Source organism: Blochmannia endosymbiont of Colobopsis nipponica, from assembly GCF_014857065.1.
Lineage (GTDB): Bacteria > Pseudomonadota > Gammaproteobacteria > Enterobacterales > Enterobacteriaceae > Blochmanniella.
Genome location: NZ_CP046533.1, coordinates 687,048 through 703,298, shown reverse-complemented (window position 1 = coordinate 703,298; position 16,251 = coordinate 687,048). Strand labels below are relative to the sequence as shown.

The window sequence follows — 16,251 nt, the reverse complement described above, 5'->3', positions numbered from 1 at the left end:
TACATGATAATTCCAGCTTTAGATCTCATCGAAAACAAGATAGTTCGTTTAAATCAAGGATGCTATACAAAACAATACCACTATGATCAAGAACCCATTTTCTATTTACAAAATTATTTTAATCAAGGAGCAAAATTTATACATTTAATTGATTTAAATGGCGCACGTAATCCTACGAAACGACAAATTTTTTTACTGAAAAACATATTAACACACAATAAACAAATCAAATTCCAGGTGGGTGGAGGAATAAGAAGTCTGGAAGATATCAAAAATCTATTAGACATGGGAGCAAATAAAATTATACTGAGTTCTATAGCTATCACAAAACCACAAATTGTAAAACAATGGTTAAAATATTTTGGGGCTAAAACTTTAATTCTAGCTTTAGATATTCGTATAAACAATAGAGGAGAACGCTTAATTGCTATAAATGGTTGGCAAAAAACCTCTAAATTTAAGTTAGAAGAAATAATTGAACAATATAATACAATGGGCATTAAACATATTTTATGCACCGATATTTCACGAGATGGCACTTTATCTGGTAGTAATATCAATTTATATACAGATTTATGCAAAACATGGTCAAGAATATCATTTCAAGCTTCTGGAGGTATACATAATTTAGAAGATATAAAAAATCTAAAAAAAAGTGGAGTTCAAAATATTATTATCGGACGTGCATTTTTAGAAAAAAAAATTACTGTTATGGAAGCAATAAAATGTTGGCAAAACGCATAATACCTTGTCTTGATGTGATTAATGGGAAAGTAGTAAAAGGTATACAATTCAAAAATCATGTAATTATTGGCGATATTATTCCTCTAACACGTAGATATGTTGAAGAAGGAGCTGATGAATTAGTATTTTATGACATCACAGCTTCTCCTGATAAACGTGTAGTTGATAAGACCTGGATATCACGAATTGCTGAAGTGATTGATGTACCATTTTGTGTGGCTGGAGGAATTAAGACATTACAGGAAGCAAAAGAAATTCTTGCAGCTGGAGCAGACAAAATATCCATCAATTCCCAAGCTGTAGTACAACCGAATCTAATTAACCATCTGAGTGATCACTTAGGCAAACAATGTATTGTTGTCGGTATTGATACATGGTATAACGCCAAAAGAAATATCTATCAAGTAAAGTGTTATACCGGTAATCCAAAATTTACTAAAATTACTGAGTGGTCTACTATAAATTGGGTAAAAGAAATACAAATACGCGGAGCTGGAGAAATTGTATTGAACATGATGAATCAAGATGGATTACAAAATGGTTATGATATAACACAACTATATAAAATACGTCAGATATGCCATATTCCATTAATTGCTTCAGGTGGAGCAGGAACTTATCAACATTTTTTAGAAGCTTTACAAAATGCTAATGCAGATGGGGTACTAGCTGCTTCAGTTTTCCATAAAAAAATCATAAATATTAATTTACTAAAAAAATTTCTGATACAAAAAGGAGTAAAAATCAGATTATGATAATAAAAAAAGAACAAGATCAAAAAGATAATTGTCAAGAAACCAATAAATTAACACCAGTCATCATACAGAATGTCATGTCTGGAGAAGTATTAATGTTAGGATATATGAATCAAGAAGCATTACAAACAACTAAGAAAAGTGGGTATGTGACTTTTTTTTCGCGAAAAAAAAAATGTTTATGGACCAAAGGAGAAACATCTGGAAATAAATTAAAATTAATAAATTTATATCAAGATTGCGACAAGGATACACTGTTAATACTAGCATTACCATCTGGACCAACATGTCATCATGGTACTAGCAGTTGCTTTCATCCAGCCGTCAGTAACGGAACTTTCTTATTTCAATTAGAACAAATCTTAAGTGAAAGAAAATCATTAAATTTAAAAAATTCATATACTGCTAGATTATTTACCAAAGGGTCAAAATATATTGCTCAAAAAGTTGGTGAAGAAGGCATCGAAGTAGCTTTAGCTGCTGCAACAAAAAACAAAGAAGAAACTCTCAATGAATCTGCGGATTTAATATACCATTTATTAGTGCTCTTAAAAGCTACTTCATTAAATCTTAATGAAGTAATTAAAAAATTGAAGATGCGTAACAACAATCCTTTAATTTAAGATCAACATAAAGCATCTCAAAGAAAATAAAAAATAAACTGCCATTCACTCTTCATTTTATAAACTCTAAAAAATTTATTACCTAAACTATCCAGTTAGTATAAAATATACCTTCCTTATCAACACGTTTATAACCATGAGCTCCAAAATAATCACGCTGTGCTTGAATGAGATTAACCGGTAAAAAAGCAGTACGATAAGCGTCATAGTAAGCTATAGCAGATGAAAAAGCGGGAACTGATATACCATTTATCACTGCGTAACTAACTACATTGCGTAAGGATTGATGATAACTAGAAGCTATCTCTTTAAAATAAGGTGATAACAACAAATTACTTAAAGCCAAATTATCAGTATAAGCATCAATAATTCTTTGCAAAATATTTGCACGAATGATACAACCAGCTCGAAAAACTTTGGCAATTTCAGAACAATTTAAATTCCATTTATTTACAATAGATGCTGTTTGTAATTGCGCAAAACCTTGAGTGTAAGAAATAATCTTACCTAAATAAAGAGCTCTTCTAATGTTTTCAATAAATTCATTTTTATCGCCAACAAATACATCAATAACAGGTCCCGAAAGTTCTCGAGAAGCTACAATACGCTGTTGTTTAAGCAATGATAAATAACGAGCAAAAACTGATTCAGTAATAACACTTAAAGGCTCTCCCAAATCTAATGCACTTTGACTACTCCATTTACCAGTTTCCTTATGAGTCGCTTCATCTAAAATTAAATCAATCAAATAAACATTATTATCTATTTTTCTAGTAAAAATACATTGCGTAATTTGAATTAAATAACTATTAAGTTCTCCAGAATTCCATTCACTAAAAATATTTGCTAACTGATCATTACTTAAATTTAAAATTAACTTCAGCAAAGAATATGCCTCAGCAATTAACTGCATATCACTATATTCAATGCCATTATGAACCATTTTAACATAATGTCCAGAACCATCCGGACCTATATAACTAACACAAGGTTCATTATTAATAGAAGCTGCAATTTTTTTAAACAATGGCTCTACTTTTTTATAAACTTCTCTACTACCACTAGGCATAAGAGAAGGTCCACGTAAAGCCCCTTCAGAACCTCCAGAAATGCCAGTACCAATAAATTGAATATCTTTTTTTAATAACTCACTATATCTACGAATAGTATCCTTATAAAAAGAATTACCTCCATCAATCAAAATATCTCCACGCGATAAAAAAGGAATACAACAATTAATTATTTGATCAACATTACTCCCTGCTGGAACCATAATAAAAATCAAACGTGGTTTTTCTAAAGAAAAAATAAAATCTTTTATAGAAAAAAAACCAATTATTTTCTTATCAGGATTTTTAACAATTATTTCTTTAGTTTTTTCTTTACTTCTATTAAAAATAGATACAATATAACCATGACTTTCAATATTAAAAGCCAAATTACGACCCATTACACCCATACCTATAATCCCAATATTTTGATGCATAAACATGAGTAATTCCTTTAATCTATTTATAATCAAGTACCAAAACTTACTCTACAAACCAAATACCATGCATAAAAGCATGAAAATACTACAATTTAAAATAAAAACTAACTTTTACTACAATTATAAATTTATTAATTAAAAAATTATAAAATCAAAACCTACTTCAAGTAGTTTACATCATATTACACATAAATACAAATGTATATATGAAATTCTAATTATTTATTAAATATAAATATTATCAAATTAATAAAATTTATATATTTTAGTTAAACCAAAATACAATTTTTAATATAGTACAAAGATTTATAAATCTTATAAACTATGTTAGCATAATCGGTTAACTGTTAATTAAAATGAACTCTTTACCAAAATATTAATAGTTAGCACATTTACATAAATTAAGGTAGTTATGAATAAAAACAAAAAAATATTAGTTACATGTGCATTACCTTATGCTAATGGTGATCTTCATTTAGGTCATATATTGGAACATATTCAAGCTGATATCTGGGTACGTTATCAAAAAATGCAAGGCAAAAACATCATATTCATATCTGCTGACGATGCTCACGGCACGCCAATCATGCTAAAAGCAAAAAAACTAAAAATTACACCAGAAACAATGATTAAGAAAATTTATCAAAAACATAAAAAAGATCTTGTAGGTTTTGGTATTAATTACGATAACTACTATACCACCCATAGTGAAGAAAATCGTAAGTTATTGAATATAATATATACTCGCCTAAAAAACAATGGTTTAATTAAATCTCGTTTTATCTCTCAACTGTATGATCCTGAAAAAAAAATCTTTCTTCCAGATAGAATGGTCAAGGGCTCTTGTCCATCATGCAAGGCTCCTGATCAATATGGGGATAATTGTGAAATATGCGGTGCTATTTATGATTCAATACATCTAATAAAACCAAAATCAACAATTTCAAATAGCATCCCAGTATTAAAAAAATCTGAACATTTCTTCTTTAATTTACCAATATTCACTGACGTTTTATTAAATTGGATTAAATCTGGATTATTACAAAAAGAAATAATTAAGAAACTAGAAGAGTGGTTTAAAACAGGATTACGGGAATGGGATATCTCTAGAGATGCCCCATATTTTGGTTTTACAATTCCCAACACTATTAATAAATATTTTTACGTTTGGTTAGATGCTCCAATAGGCTATATGGGTAGTTTAAAAAATCTCTGTAATAAACGTAATGATATATGCTTTGAAGATTTTTGGGATACTAACACAGATAGCGAATTATACCATTTTATTGGTAAAGATATTATTTATTTTCATAGTTTATTCTGGCCGGCTCTGTTAAAAGGAAGTAATTTTCGTATCCCAACCAATTTATTTGTTCACGGTTATATAACAATAAATGGAAGAAAAATGTCCAAATCCAGAGGGACAGTTATTAAAGCTAGTACTTATTTAACTTATTTACATCCAGATTATCTACGTTATTATTATGCAACCAAATTATCGTCTAACATAAATGATATTGATATTAATTTTTCAGATTTTATCTACAGAGTTAATGCTGACATAATCAATAAAGTAATCAATTTAGCGTCCCGAAGTGCAAGTTTTATTAATAAATATTTTCATGGTAAAATTTCAGATAACTTAATTGATCAAAAAATATATAACATATTCATAGATTCATCTGATCTAATTGGCAAGGCCTTTCAAGAACGCAAATTAAAAGTTGCAATGAAAGAAATTATTAAACTAGCTGACTTAGCTAACCGTTATATAGATCAACAAGCTCCCTGGGCAATTGCTAAACATTCAAACAAAAATATGCAACACATACAAGATATTTGTTCAATGGGAATCCAATTATTTCGTATTCTGATAACCTACCTAAAACCTGTCGTACCTCATTTAGCTCAAAATAGCGAAAAATTCCTAAACACAATCCTAACGTGGAAAAGTATCACACAACCACTTAAACGACACAATATTAACGTATTTAAGATATTACTAAGACGCATTAACAATAAACAAATTGAAAACTTAATATCAAAATCAAAATATCAAAATAAATAATAGCCAAATAAATTAAAAAACCTACTAAAATAATAACATAATGTAATAAATCTAACGTTCTGTTAAATCCCTTTAAAGTTAATTACTAATAACTTCAAATAATCAACTAAAACGGGAAATATCAGTCGACATTTAAATGTCGATAAATCAATACAAAAACTTTTACCTTTATACTATCTTGACGTCATATAACGCAAAAATTCTCGACGAACATTTTTACTATACTTAAATAATCCGCCTAAAGAAGTAGTAGTAGTGATAGTATTAGTATCACATATACCCCGTGCTTTAACACAAAAATGTACTGCATTGATAAATATTGCTACATTTTTAGTATTAAGTAATGCTTGCAAAGCAAAAAATATTTGCTTAGTTAAGCGCTCCTGTACTTGCGGTCTTTGAGAAAAAAAGCGTACTATTCTGTTAATTTTTGACAAACCAATTACAATATCTTTGGGTATATAGGCAACCGTAGCTTTACCATCAAAAATTATAAAATGATGTTCACATGTGCTAGTCAAAGTAATATCACGTATCGTAATCATTTCATTAATTTTCATTTTATTTTTTATTATTCTAATTTTAGGGAAATTAGAATAATCTAAACCTGAAAATAATTCTTCAACATACATTTTTGCAATACGATTTGGTGTATCTACGATACTTTCTTCCTCTAAATTCAAATTTAGCCAACTCATAATTTCTGTAATACATGTCGCAATATTATCTTTACTAATAGTAGTATCTATTCTTTTATTTACAACAGGAGCTTCTAATCCATGCGATAACAAGGCATTATAAACTAGTATAGCTTCATCTGTCCAACCTGACATAGTTCAAAAACCTCCAAACATATACCGACAATTTTACAAAATACCCAAACATCACTTTAAACAATATATGTATATTGTTTAAAGTGATGTTTGCAAGATAAATACACCAAGATAAAAAACTATACATTACATAAACATAAGAATAAATTATTTAATTAAACTTAACAAAGTTACAAAAACCTGCATTAAGGGTAACATATTTATTCGCTAATTTCATTTATTTTTAAATAAGAACAATTATCATAACGCTTAATCATTTGACACTGTATGTTTAATGAACAAACATAAAACTTTTATTTGTTATATTAAATACTTTTTGATATTGTGTTTATTATATTTCATAAAATCTTGGATAATGTAATAACTAATAAAATGATGACTTTACATGCCACAATACGCGAAAAAAAAGGTAAAAGAGCAAGCCGACGCTTAAGATCCAAAAATTTATATCCTGCAATTTTATATAACAAACAAGGAAAATCAGTTGCGATTCAACTAAACTATAGCAAATCACTTAATATTCGCGACTTACAAGGGTTACACGGACAAGAAGTAATCCTAATTTTAGACCAGAACAAAATGATAGCAAAAATCCAAGAAATACAATACCATCCCTTTAAAAATAACTTTCTACATATTGATTTTTTTCAAGTAAACTAAAATTTAGATAAAACTTATAAATAATACATTCAAACTAATTATTTGATTGCTCATAAAATATATAAAAGACAAAATAATAAATTATTAAAACTTAACTAAGTCTTATCATTTTTATTATTATGTAATTCGATTGCCAATTCAATTAATCTAGTAATTAACATTGTGCAACACAAACCACTTGATGCCCATAATTTTGGATATATACTATTCAAAGTAAATCCAGGATGTGTATTTACTTCATTAATCATAATCTGATTATCTTGCGTCAAAAAAAAATCTATGCGTGCCATACCTAAACAATTTAATATTTTAAATACCCTTTTAGATATACAACGAATTTTTAAGGCAATTTGATCATTTATCCTAGCAGGAATGATTAATTTCACACTTTCATTATCTATATTCTTTCTTTGATAATTATAAAAACCGTTATGAAATAAAACCTCGCCACATAAACTAGTACACAGCGCTGTATTACCTAACACAGCACAACTCAATTCACGACCAATAATTACAGATTCTAATAAAATCTTAGAACTAAAACTAAAAGCTAATGTTAATGCTTGATTGAAATCATTTTCGTTAAATACCTTTGATATACCAATTGAAGAACCTTGATTTACAGGTTTGATAAATAATGGACAACCTAAAATATCAGCAAAATATTCAAATTTAAGATCTACATGATCATTATAAAACAACGTCATACTAGGAGTAACTTTTAAATCATAGGCGCGTAATAAACGTTTAGTTATATCTTTATCCATACCTATTGCTGAACCCAAAACACCGGATCCAACAAAAGGTAAATTACTCATATGTAATAAACCCTGTAAAGTACCATCCTCGCCTATTTCACCATGCACAACAGGGAAAATAACATCAATTTTTAATAGTGAATTAAAATTATCAAAATAAGCAAACTGGTGAGGAAATTTTCCTAAAAATAAGGAAACATTATTGATACTATTCTTAACAAGATCAGAAAACAAATCTACAGAATTAAAATCTACATTTTCTAAAGAACAAGAAGACAAATCATTTACATACCATTTACCTTGCTTATCAATCATCAACAAGATAACTTCAAAACATTTTTTATCTATAAAATATACTATATTCTTGGCTGATAAAATCGATATTTCATGTTCCATAGAACTTCCTCCAAAAATAATACCGACCCTTAACTTAACCATCAATTCCCTTAAATAAAATAATAAAATTAAATTAAATACAGTAAATAATTAAATCAAAATAACAAACTACAACAACACAATAGCAAAGCAGTTTTCATGATCTGCCTGCTATTGTGTTGATAACCAAAATAATACAATACACTAAAAAGTATAAGACATGCCTAAAGAGAAAACATTACCCACAGGTAAATTCATCAACTTAACAAAATTATCTTCTTTCTTAATTAAATTAACCCGATAATCAACCTTAGTTAAGATGTTCTTATTAAGATTATAAGTAGTACCAACTTCAAAATATCTTCTTAAATAATTATTATTAGAATTGTCACTTGAATCATCAACTCTTGAATGTAAATAACCCACGGATGGACGTAAACCAAAATCAAATTGATATTGAGCAACGAATTCAATATTAACTGCCTTATTAATGAAACCATATTGTTGTCGATGTTCTGATGCTTCATCTATCACACTACTACCATCATTAGCAGAGTCACCAGTAGTAACATTCACTGTTGGAACAACAAAATCACCAAACGGAGCCATATGACGAGTCTCACCATATAATGCCGCTAAATAAACATTATTATCATCATATTTTAGACCAAAAGAATAAGCTGAAGCATTATTTGCTACACCAACGCTGTTATTAGCATCTAAAGCTATCTGGCCAGCAGTGCGTTTACTGTTAGAATAAGCAACAGAAGCAGCTATACCATAATCAAGATTATAAACAATAGAAACACCATAACCTTCTCCGTTAGACTCTTTTAAACTACGTCCTTTACGAATAAGACTATTTTCATTGTTTTCACCTTGATATTGCAAAGAAAAATTAAGCCCATTGACTAAACCAAACAAATTAGTATTACGGTAAGTAAAAACATTTGAGGCACGATTTAAAAGAAAATTATCTGCGACAAAATTATCACCACCAAATTCTGGCATAACGTCAGTCCAAGAACCAACATCATATAACAATCCATAATTTCTACCATAATCAATCTGACCGAAATCACCACATTTTATACCAACATAACCAAGACGCACTTTACCATTTTTGGTATTATCATATTCAACATACTGAAGCCCATGTTCATATTCCAACATGCCAAAACCAACAAAATGCTCATTAACTTGAGTTTTACCAAACACTCCATAACGCACAAGAGAACGATTTCTATTTTTGCTGGAATCATCAGATAAATAATACCCACTATTAAATGTACCAAAAAGATCTAATGCACTACCATCTTTATTATAAATTTCAGCAGCATTCACAATACCTGCTGCAAACACAGTAGAAACCAGCACATTAAGATACCGTAATTTCATATTATTACCTCATTATTTATTAATACCACTGTTTAACAACTCAATCTTTACTTCCATGATTCTCATCGTCAAAATCTATCTATTAAATTACATAGATCTAAAATAATAAATAAAACACCACACTCTAAAAATAAAAAACAATAATTCAACCAACTAACCATTATAAACAAAAATCTCGAATTTTACAAAATAAATAATCCATCTAAAATAAACAAAATCATATCTTATACAAAAAACATTATTTATTCAAGCATAAACATCGGTTCATAATATCACAAAATCACAAAGTAATCTACTAAACATTATAGCAATTTAGAATTTCTCACAGAACTACAATTTCCAGTTCAATTGAAGTAAATTTTAAAACTTAAGATTGTAATCTAAAAAAAAAGAAAATAACAGCAGTAACACAAAAAATAAGAAATTCTAAATTTATAAATTTTATAATAGTTGTTCAGATAATTATCATAAATCATAGAAGAAATTTAGTATCTAATTGTCCTGAAGTATCATCATCCATCGAATCAGCAACTCGTTGTAACCCCACCACATGCTCACCTTCAGCCGTCCTAATTAACATAACTCCTTGAGTATTACGGCCAATAATATTAACTTCAGAGACACGAATTCTAACCAAAGTAGCGGCATCTGTAATCATCATAATTTGATCACAATCATCTGCTTGTACGGCCCCCACTACTTTACCATTACGTTCACTAACTTTGATAGAAATAACACCTTGAGTAGCACGGGATCTAAGAGGATATTCTATTTGAGCGGTACGCTTGCCATAACCATGCTGAGTCACGGTAAGAATTGAACTACCATTGCGGGGTATAATAAGAGATACTACTCTATCACCTTCTATCAAATTAATTCCCTTTACACCGATTGCTGCACGACCCATACCGCGTACTTGTTTTTCTGAAAATCTTACTACTTTTCCATAAGAAGAAAACAACATAACCTCACTTTCACCAGCAGTTAAATCAACTCCTATTAATTCATCTCCATCATTAAGATTAATCGCAATAATACCAACACTACGTGGACGACTGAATTCTGTTAATGAAGTCTTTTTAACTATACCAGTAGCAGTAGCCATAAATACGTAATACCCTTTTTCATATTTACGTAACGGTAAAATAGCCGTGATACGCTCATCAAATTCCAACGGCAATAAATTTATAATTGGCTTTCCGCGAGATCCACGACTAGCTATTGGTAAACGATACACTTTCATCCAATACATACGACCATAATTAGAAAACAATAAAATTGTATCATGAGTATTTGCAACCAATAATCTAGTAATAAAATCTTCTTCCTTAATACGCGTTGCTAACTTTCCTTTACCTCCACGACGCTGTGCTTCATAATCTGTTAATGGTTGATACTTGACATAACCTTGATAAGATAATGTAACTACAACGTTTTCTTGGTTAATTAAATCTTCAATATCAATATCTGAGGTATTAGTAATAATTTCAGTACGACGTGCATCACTATATTGCTCTTTAATATTTATTAATTCTTTACGAATAATATCAGTCAAACATTGCGGATCCTGTAATATTCTAATAAAATCACTAATTTTAATTAAAACATCTTTGTATTCACATAATACCTTTTCGTATTCTAAACTAGTAAGTTTATTTAATCTCAAATCTAGAATGGCTTGAGCTTGACAGTCAGTAAAATAATATTTACCATCAACTACAGATGAATCCATTTTTAACCATTTGGATCTAAATACGTCGGCATCAATCGTCTCTCGCATTTTAGCAACAACACCAGATGACCAAGAACAAGAAACTAAATTAACATTAGCTTCCATACAATTAATAGATTTGCGGATAATATCAATTATTGAATCAATATTAAATAACGCAACAGTTAATGCCTCCAAAATAGAAACACGGTCACGTGCCTTTTTTAATTCAAAAAACATACGTCTAGTTACAACCTCTCTACGATAATATATGAAAGCAGATAAAATTTCTTTAAGAGAAAGAATCTTAGGCTGTCCATTAAACAAAGCTACCATATTCATACCAAATACAACCTGTAACTGAGTCAAAGAATATAAATTATTTAAAACTACCTCACTTATAGCATCACGTTTGACTTCAATAACAACACGAATACCATCTTTGTCAGATTCATCACGTAATCCACTTATTCCTTCGATACGTTTCTCTTTTACTAATTCAGCAATTTTTTCAATTAAACGTGATTTATTGACTTGATAAGGAAGTTCATAAACAACAATAGATTCTCGTCCAGTTTTAATATCACTTTCAATTTTAACACGCGCTTTAATACATATCTTACCTTTACCGGTTAAATAAGCCTCCTTAATACCACTTTTATTATTAATAATTGCAGCAGTAGGAAAATCTGGTCCAGGAATGTAATCCATCAGTTTTTCAATACTAATATTTTCATCATCTATTAAAGCTAAACAACCATCGACAACTTCAGCAATATTATGTGGAGGGATATTAGTAGCCATACCCACCGCGATCCCTGAACTGCCATTAATCAATAAATTTGGTATTCTAGTAGGCAAAACTTCAGGTATACGTTCAGTACTATCATAATTTAACCTATAATCAACAGTTTCTTGATCTAAATCTAATAATAATTCACGGGCAATTTTAGACATACGTATTTCGGTATAACGCATTGCCGCTGCTGAATCCCCATCAATAGAACCAAAATTACCTTGACCATCAATTAATACATAACGCATTGAAAAAAATTGAGCCATACGCACAATAGTGTCATAAACCGCTGAATCTCCGTGAGGATGATACTTACCAATTACATCACCCACTATACGTGCTGATTTTTTATATGCTTTATTATAATCGTTACCAAGGACGTGCATTGCATATAAGATACGACGATGTACTGGTTTTAACCCATCTCTTACATCTGGCAAAGCGCGACCAATAATCACAGACATGGCATAGTCCAAATAAGATCTTTTTAATTCTTCTTCAACATCAATCTGTACAATTTCTTTAGCAAGATCATTCATTAAATATGTCCCCATAATCTTAGTATCAGTCCCAATGAATAATTCCAGTTTTTATTGTTTCTAGAATTAATTATAGTATAAAATAAATATTATAATGCAACAAAGTACTCTATTAAAACAAACTAAACGTCAAAAGATCAAATTATATTCACTGATAATTACAGTAAAACATAAACCATGATAAAAGAAATAAGAAATGAGTTTAAATCAAATACAATAAATATTGATTTAAACGAAATCAACAAATTCAATAACGCCGCTCTTCTTTGGTGGAAAAAAAGAGATAAATTTAAATCACTGCATCAAATAAACCCATTACGTTTAAATTATATTCTCCAACATTCAAACGGATTATTTAATAAAAAAGTTTTAGATATAGGTTGCGGGGGCGGCATCTTATCAGAAAGCATGGCTCGAGAAGGAGCTAAAGTCACAGGAATAGATGTTGCAAAAGAACTACTAAAAACAGCTCATTTACACGCATTTAAAAATAATATACATATTAGATACCTCGAACAAACAATAGAAGAACATGCACAACAATACCATAACTACTATGATGTAATCACTTGTATGGAAGTATTAGAACATGTTCCAAATCCACTATCATTAATTCAAGGCTGTGCCGCAGTGATTAAAAAAAATGGACATGTATATTTCTCTACTATAAATCGCAATTTTAAATCATGGATATATAGTATTATTGGAGCAGAATATTTATTTAAACTATTACCTAAAAAAACACATAACTTTAACAAATTTATTAAACCATCTGAACTACTAAACTGGATCGATACAACTCCTCTACAGGAACAAAACATTGTTGGAATATGTTATAATCCAATAATTAATAGTTTTTATCTATGCAATAAAATAGATGTTAACTACATTATATACGCTAAGCACGATTAATAAAATATAGCGCAGCAACCCTCAAAATGAATTGTTATTTTAAATATCTTCAAAAACATTAAAAACAAATCAATCCGTTATACATCAAACCTGCAAAAATGACATACAATATTTATATCAAATGATTAACAAAGGAAGTAATCAAAACAAGAAATAAGATATTATATCACTTGCAAAATAACATTTTTAACGTTATTTTCTATGATAATAAATTTACATTATGACTTTGATATACACGAATGTATAAACGTGTGGCATATTCTGAACTACTACATATATGAAATAAGAACAGATGGTTAAAAACATGAATCATAACTTGGTGGTAACCAAACGTAATGGGCGACAAGAAATAATTAACCTTGAAAAAATTCATAAAGTTGTAAATTGGGCCGCTCAAGGTTTAAGTAATGTTTCTGTTTCTCAAGTAGAATTACGTTCTCACATACAATTTTATGATGGAATAAAAACATCAGACATTCATGAAACAATCATTAAAGCAGCTGCAGATTTAATATCACAAAAAGCTCCTGACTACCAATATCTAGCAGCTAGATTAACAGTTTTTCATTTACGAAAAAAAGCTTACGGCAAATTCGAACCTCCAAAACTTTATGATCACGTTTTAAAACTAGTTAACTTAGGCAAATACGATAAAGAGTTATTGAAAAGCTATAATGTCCAAGATTTTGAATATATGGACTCTATCATTGATCATAGACGAGATATGAATTTTTCTTATGCTGCAATCAAACAACTAGAAGGAAAGTATCTAGCACAAAATAGGATTACTGGAGAAATATACGAAAGTGCACAATTTTTATATATGTTAATATCAGCTTGTTTATTTTCTAAATATTCCTCAAAAACACGTTTGAATTATATTAAACAATTCTATGACGCTATTTCAACTTTTAAAATATCCTTGCCCACCCCTATTATGTCTGGAGTACGCACACCAACTCGTCAATTTAGTTCATGTGTGCTTATTGAATGTGGAGATAGTTTAGATTCCATTAACGCAACTTCAAGTGCAATAGTAAAATATGTTTCACAACGAGCTGGCATAGGAGTTAATGCAGGACGAATAAGAGCGCTGGGAAGTGCAATTCGTAATGGAGAAGCATTTCATACTGGATGTATTCCATTTTATAAACATTTTCAAACAGCAGTAAAATCCTGTTCGCAAGGAGGAGTGCGTGGTGGTGCAGCAACTTTATTTTATCCTATATGGCACCTAGAAGTGGAAAATTTATTGGTGTTAAAAAATAACAGAGGTACAGAAGAAAATAGGATCAGGCATTTAGACTATGCAGTACAAATTAATAAACTAATGTACCAACGTCTTATTAAAGGGGAAATAATAACGCTATTTAGCCCATCGGATGTGCCAGGGCTATATGAGGCCTTTTTTGCGGATCAAAAACAGTTTAAAAAACTATATATATTATATGAAGAAAATCGAAGCATCAGAAAAAAACATATAAAAGCAGTGGAATTGTTTTCCTTGTTAATGCAAGAACGAGCTTCAACTGGACGTATTTATATACAAAATGTGGATCATTGTAATACTCATAGCCCATTTGATAGCAGATTAGCCTCAATTAGACAATCCAATTTATGTTTAGAAATTACGTTACCTACAAAACCATTAGAAAACGTTAATGACGCTAACGGGGAAATAGCTTTATGTACACTATCAGCTTTTAATTTAGGAGCTATTAATAACCTTAAAGATTTATCTAAACTAGCTAATCTAGTAGTACGCGCTCTAGATGCACTACTAGATTACCAAAATTATCCACTTTTATCTGCTAAACACAGCGCCGTAAAACGACGCTCTTTAGGAGTAGGAGTAATTAATTATGCGTATTACTTAGCTAAAAACAACGTACGTTATTCAGATGGCAGCGCCAATAAATTAACACACTGTACTTTTGAAGCAATTCAATTCTATTTGCTACAAGCATCTAACGAATTAGCGAAAGAACAAGGTCCATGTAATTGGTTTCACGAAACTAATTATGCAAAAGGTATTTTACCTATCGATACTTATAAAAAAGATCTTGACTTAATAGTTGATGAATCATTACACTACGATTGGCAATCTCTACGCATAAATATCACAAAATACGGATTACGTAACTCTACTCTATCAGCTCTTATGCCATCAGAAACTTCATCACAAATTTTAAATGCCACAAATGGTATAGAGCCCCCAAGAGGCTACGTTAGTATTAAAGCATCTAAAGATGGTACTTTAAAACAAGCGGTACCTGAACTAATAAAACTAAAAAACAATTATGAATTACTATGGAATATGCCTAACAATACAGGTTATTTACAGCTAGTAGGCATTATGCAAAAATTTATAGATCAAAGTATTTCTGCAAATACAAATTATGATCCCTATCGTTTCCCAAATAATAAAATACCTATGAAAATATTGCTAAGTGATTTATTATATTCATATAAACTTGGTTTAAAAACCTTATACTATCATAATACCAGAGACGGTGCTAAAAACGTACATGAGAATATGCAAGACATAAATCCAGTAGATTATTGTACAAGTGAAGCATGTAAAATTTAA

General features: G+C 29.7%; 10 protein-coding genes and 2 pseudogenes. 7 read left to right on the top strand and 5 right to left on the bottom strand.

What is annotated here, in order from left to right:
• Positions 1-3 precede the first annotated feature (3 nt).
• The 3 genes from hisA to hisIE are packed head-to-tail and all read left to right on the top strand — an operon-like array spanning position 4 to position 2,122.
• Positions 4-744 carry a 1-(5-phosphoribosyl)-5-[(5-phosphoribosylamino)methylideneamino]imidazole-4-carboxamide isomerase gene (gene hisA / locus GN160_RS03175; protein ID WP_192380900.1) on the top strand — a complete coding sequence of 247 codons (741 nt, stop codon included), beginning with the start codon at positions 4-6 and terminating at the stop codon, positions 742-744.
• On the top strand, positions 726-1,499 hold the full coding sequence (hisF, locus tag GN160_RS03170; RefSeq protein ID WP_192380299.1) for an imidazole glycerol phosphate synthase subunit HisF: 774 nt from the start codon (positions 726-728) through the stop codon (positions 1,497-1,499). The genes hisA and hisF overlap by 19 nt, the downstream gene beginning before the upstream one ends.
• The gene (gene hisIE / locus GN160_RS03165; protein WP_192380298.1) at positions 1,496-2,122 is read left to right on the top strand and encodes a bifunctional phosphoribosyl-AMP cyclohydrolase/phosphoribosyl-ATP diphosphatase HisIE; all 627 of its coding nucleotides are present in this window, start codon (positions 1,496-1,498) and stop codon (positions 2,120-2,122) included. The genes hisF and hisIE overlap by 4 nt, the downstream gene beginning before the upstream one ends.
• An 82-nt stretch (positions 2,123-2,204) precedes the next feature.
• Here hisIE and gndA read toward each other — a convergent pair whose 3' ends face one another.
• Entirely contained in the window at positions 2,205-3,608 is a 1,404-nt protein-coding gene (gene gndA, locus GN160_RS03160; protein WP_192380899.1) for an NADP-dependent phosphogluconate dehydrogenase, read from the bottom strand.
• 415 nt (positions 3,609-4,023) lie between these two features.
• Between gndA and metG the strand changes: the two are divergent.
• A pseudogene (gene metG / locus GN160_RS03155) lies at positions 4,024-5,676 on the top strand (methionine--tRNA ligase); the annotation flags it as partial.
• Between the two features lie 176 nt (positions 5,677-5,852).
• Here the strand turns inward: metG and folE are convergent.
• Positions 5,853-6,512 (bottom strand): GTP cyclohydrolase I FolE, encoded by a 660-nt coding sequence (gene folE, locus GN160_RS03150; protein WP_192380294.1) that lies wholly within the window; start codon positions 6,510-6,512, stop codon positions 5,853-5,855.
• Positions 6,513-6,884: 372 nt separating this feature from the next.
• On the opposite strand from folE, the gene rplY reads away from it, so the two are divergent.
• The gene (rplY, locus tag GN160_RS03145; RefSeq protein ID WP_192380292.1) at positions 6,885-7,172 is read left to right on the top strand and encodes a 50S ribosomal protein L25; all 288 of its coding nucleotides are present in this window, start codon (positions 6,885-6,887) and stop codon (positions 7,170-7,172) included.
• Positions 7,173-7,267: 95 nt separating this feature from the next.
• Here rplY and GN160_RS03140 read toward each other — a convergent pair whose 3' ends face one another.
• From GN160_RS03140 to gyrA, 3 genes and pseudogenes are all read right to left on the bottom strand, one after another.
• The gene (locus GN160_RS03140; RefSeq protein ID WP_192380291.1) at positions 7,268-8,368 is read right to left on the bottom strand and encodes a D-alanine--D-alanine ligase family protein; all 1,101 of its coding nucleotides are present in this window, start codon (positions 8,366-8,368) and stop codon (positions 7,268-7,270) included.
• Between the two features lie 141 nt (positions 8,369-8,509).
• Positions 8,510-9,703, bottom strand: a complete 1,194-nt coding sequence (locus GN160_RS03135) for a porin (protein WP_192380289.1) — start codon at positions 9,701-9,703, stop codon at positions 8,510-8,512.
• Between the two features lie 508 nt (positions 9,704-10,211).
• Positions 10,212-12,749, bottom strand: a pseudogene (gene gyrA / locus GN160_RS03130) (DNA topoisomerase (ATP-hydrolyzing) subunit A); the annotation flags it as partial.
• Between the two features lie 189 nt (positions 12,750-12,938).
• On the opposite strand from gyrA, the gene ubiG reads away from it, so the two are divergent.
• Together ubiG and nrdA are read left to right on the top strand one after the other, a co-directional pair.
• Positions 12,939-13,661 (top strand): bifunctional 2-polyprenyl-6-hydroxyphenol methylase/3-demethylubiquinol 3-O-methyltransferase UbiG, encoded by a 723-nt coding sequence (gene ubiG, locus GN160_RS03125; RefSeq protein WP_192380898.1) that lies wholly within the window; start codon positions 12,939-12,941, stop codon positions 13,659-13,661.
• Between the two features lie 304 nt (positions 13,662-13,965).
• Positions 13,966-16,251 carry a class 1a ribonucleoside-diphosphate reductase subunit alpha gene (gene nrdA, locus GN160_RS03120; RefSeq protein ID WP_192380285.1) on the top strand — a complete coding sequence of 762 codons (2,286 nt, stop codon included), beginning with the start codon at positions 13,966-13,968 and terminating at the stop codon, positions 16,249-16,251.

What these genes read in the sequence shown, in the direction of transcription:
- hisA (WP_192380900.1), top strand. Translation starts at nt 4, where the DNA reads ATGATAATTCCAGCTTTAGATCTCATCGAAAACAAGATAGTTCGTTTA.
- hisF (WP_192380299.1), top strand. Translation starts at nt 726, where the DNA reads ATGTTGGCAAAACGCATAATACCTTGTCTTGATGTGATTAATGGGAAA.
- hisIE (WP_192380298.1), top strand. Translation starts at nt 1,496, where the DNA reads ATGATAATAAAAAAAGAACAAGATCAAAAAGATAATTGTCAAGAAACC.
- gndA (WP_192380899.1), bottom strand. Translation starts at nt 3,608, where the DNA reads ATGCATCAAAATATTGGGATTATAGGTATGGGTGTAATGGGTCGTAAT.
- folE (WP_192380294.1), bottom strand. Translation starts at nt 6,512, where the DNA reads ATGTCAGGTTGGACAGATGAAGCTATACTAGTTTATAATGCCTTGTTA.
- rplY (WP_192380292.1), top strand. Translation starts at nt 6,885, where the DNA reads ATGATGACTTTACATGCCACAATACGCGAAAAAAAAGGTAAAAGAGCA.
- GN160_RS03140 (WP_192380291.1), bottom strand. Translation starts at nt 8,368, where the DNA reads ATGGTTAAGTTAAGGGTCGGTATTATTTTTGGAGGAAGTTCTATGGAA.
- GN160_RS03135 (WP_192380289.1), bottom strand. Translation starts at nt 9,703, where the DNA reads ATGAAATTACGGTATCTTAATGTGCTGGTTTCTACTGTGTTTGCAGCA.
- nrdA (WP_192380285.1), top strand. Translation starts at nt 13,966, where the DNA reads ATGAATCATAACTTGGTGGTAACCAAACGTAATGGGCGACAAGAAATA.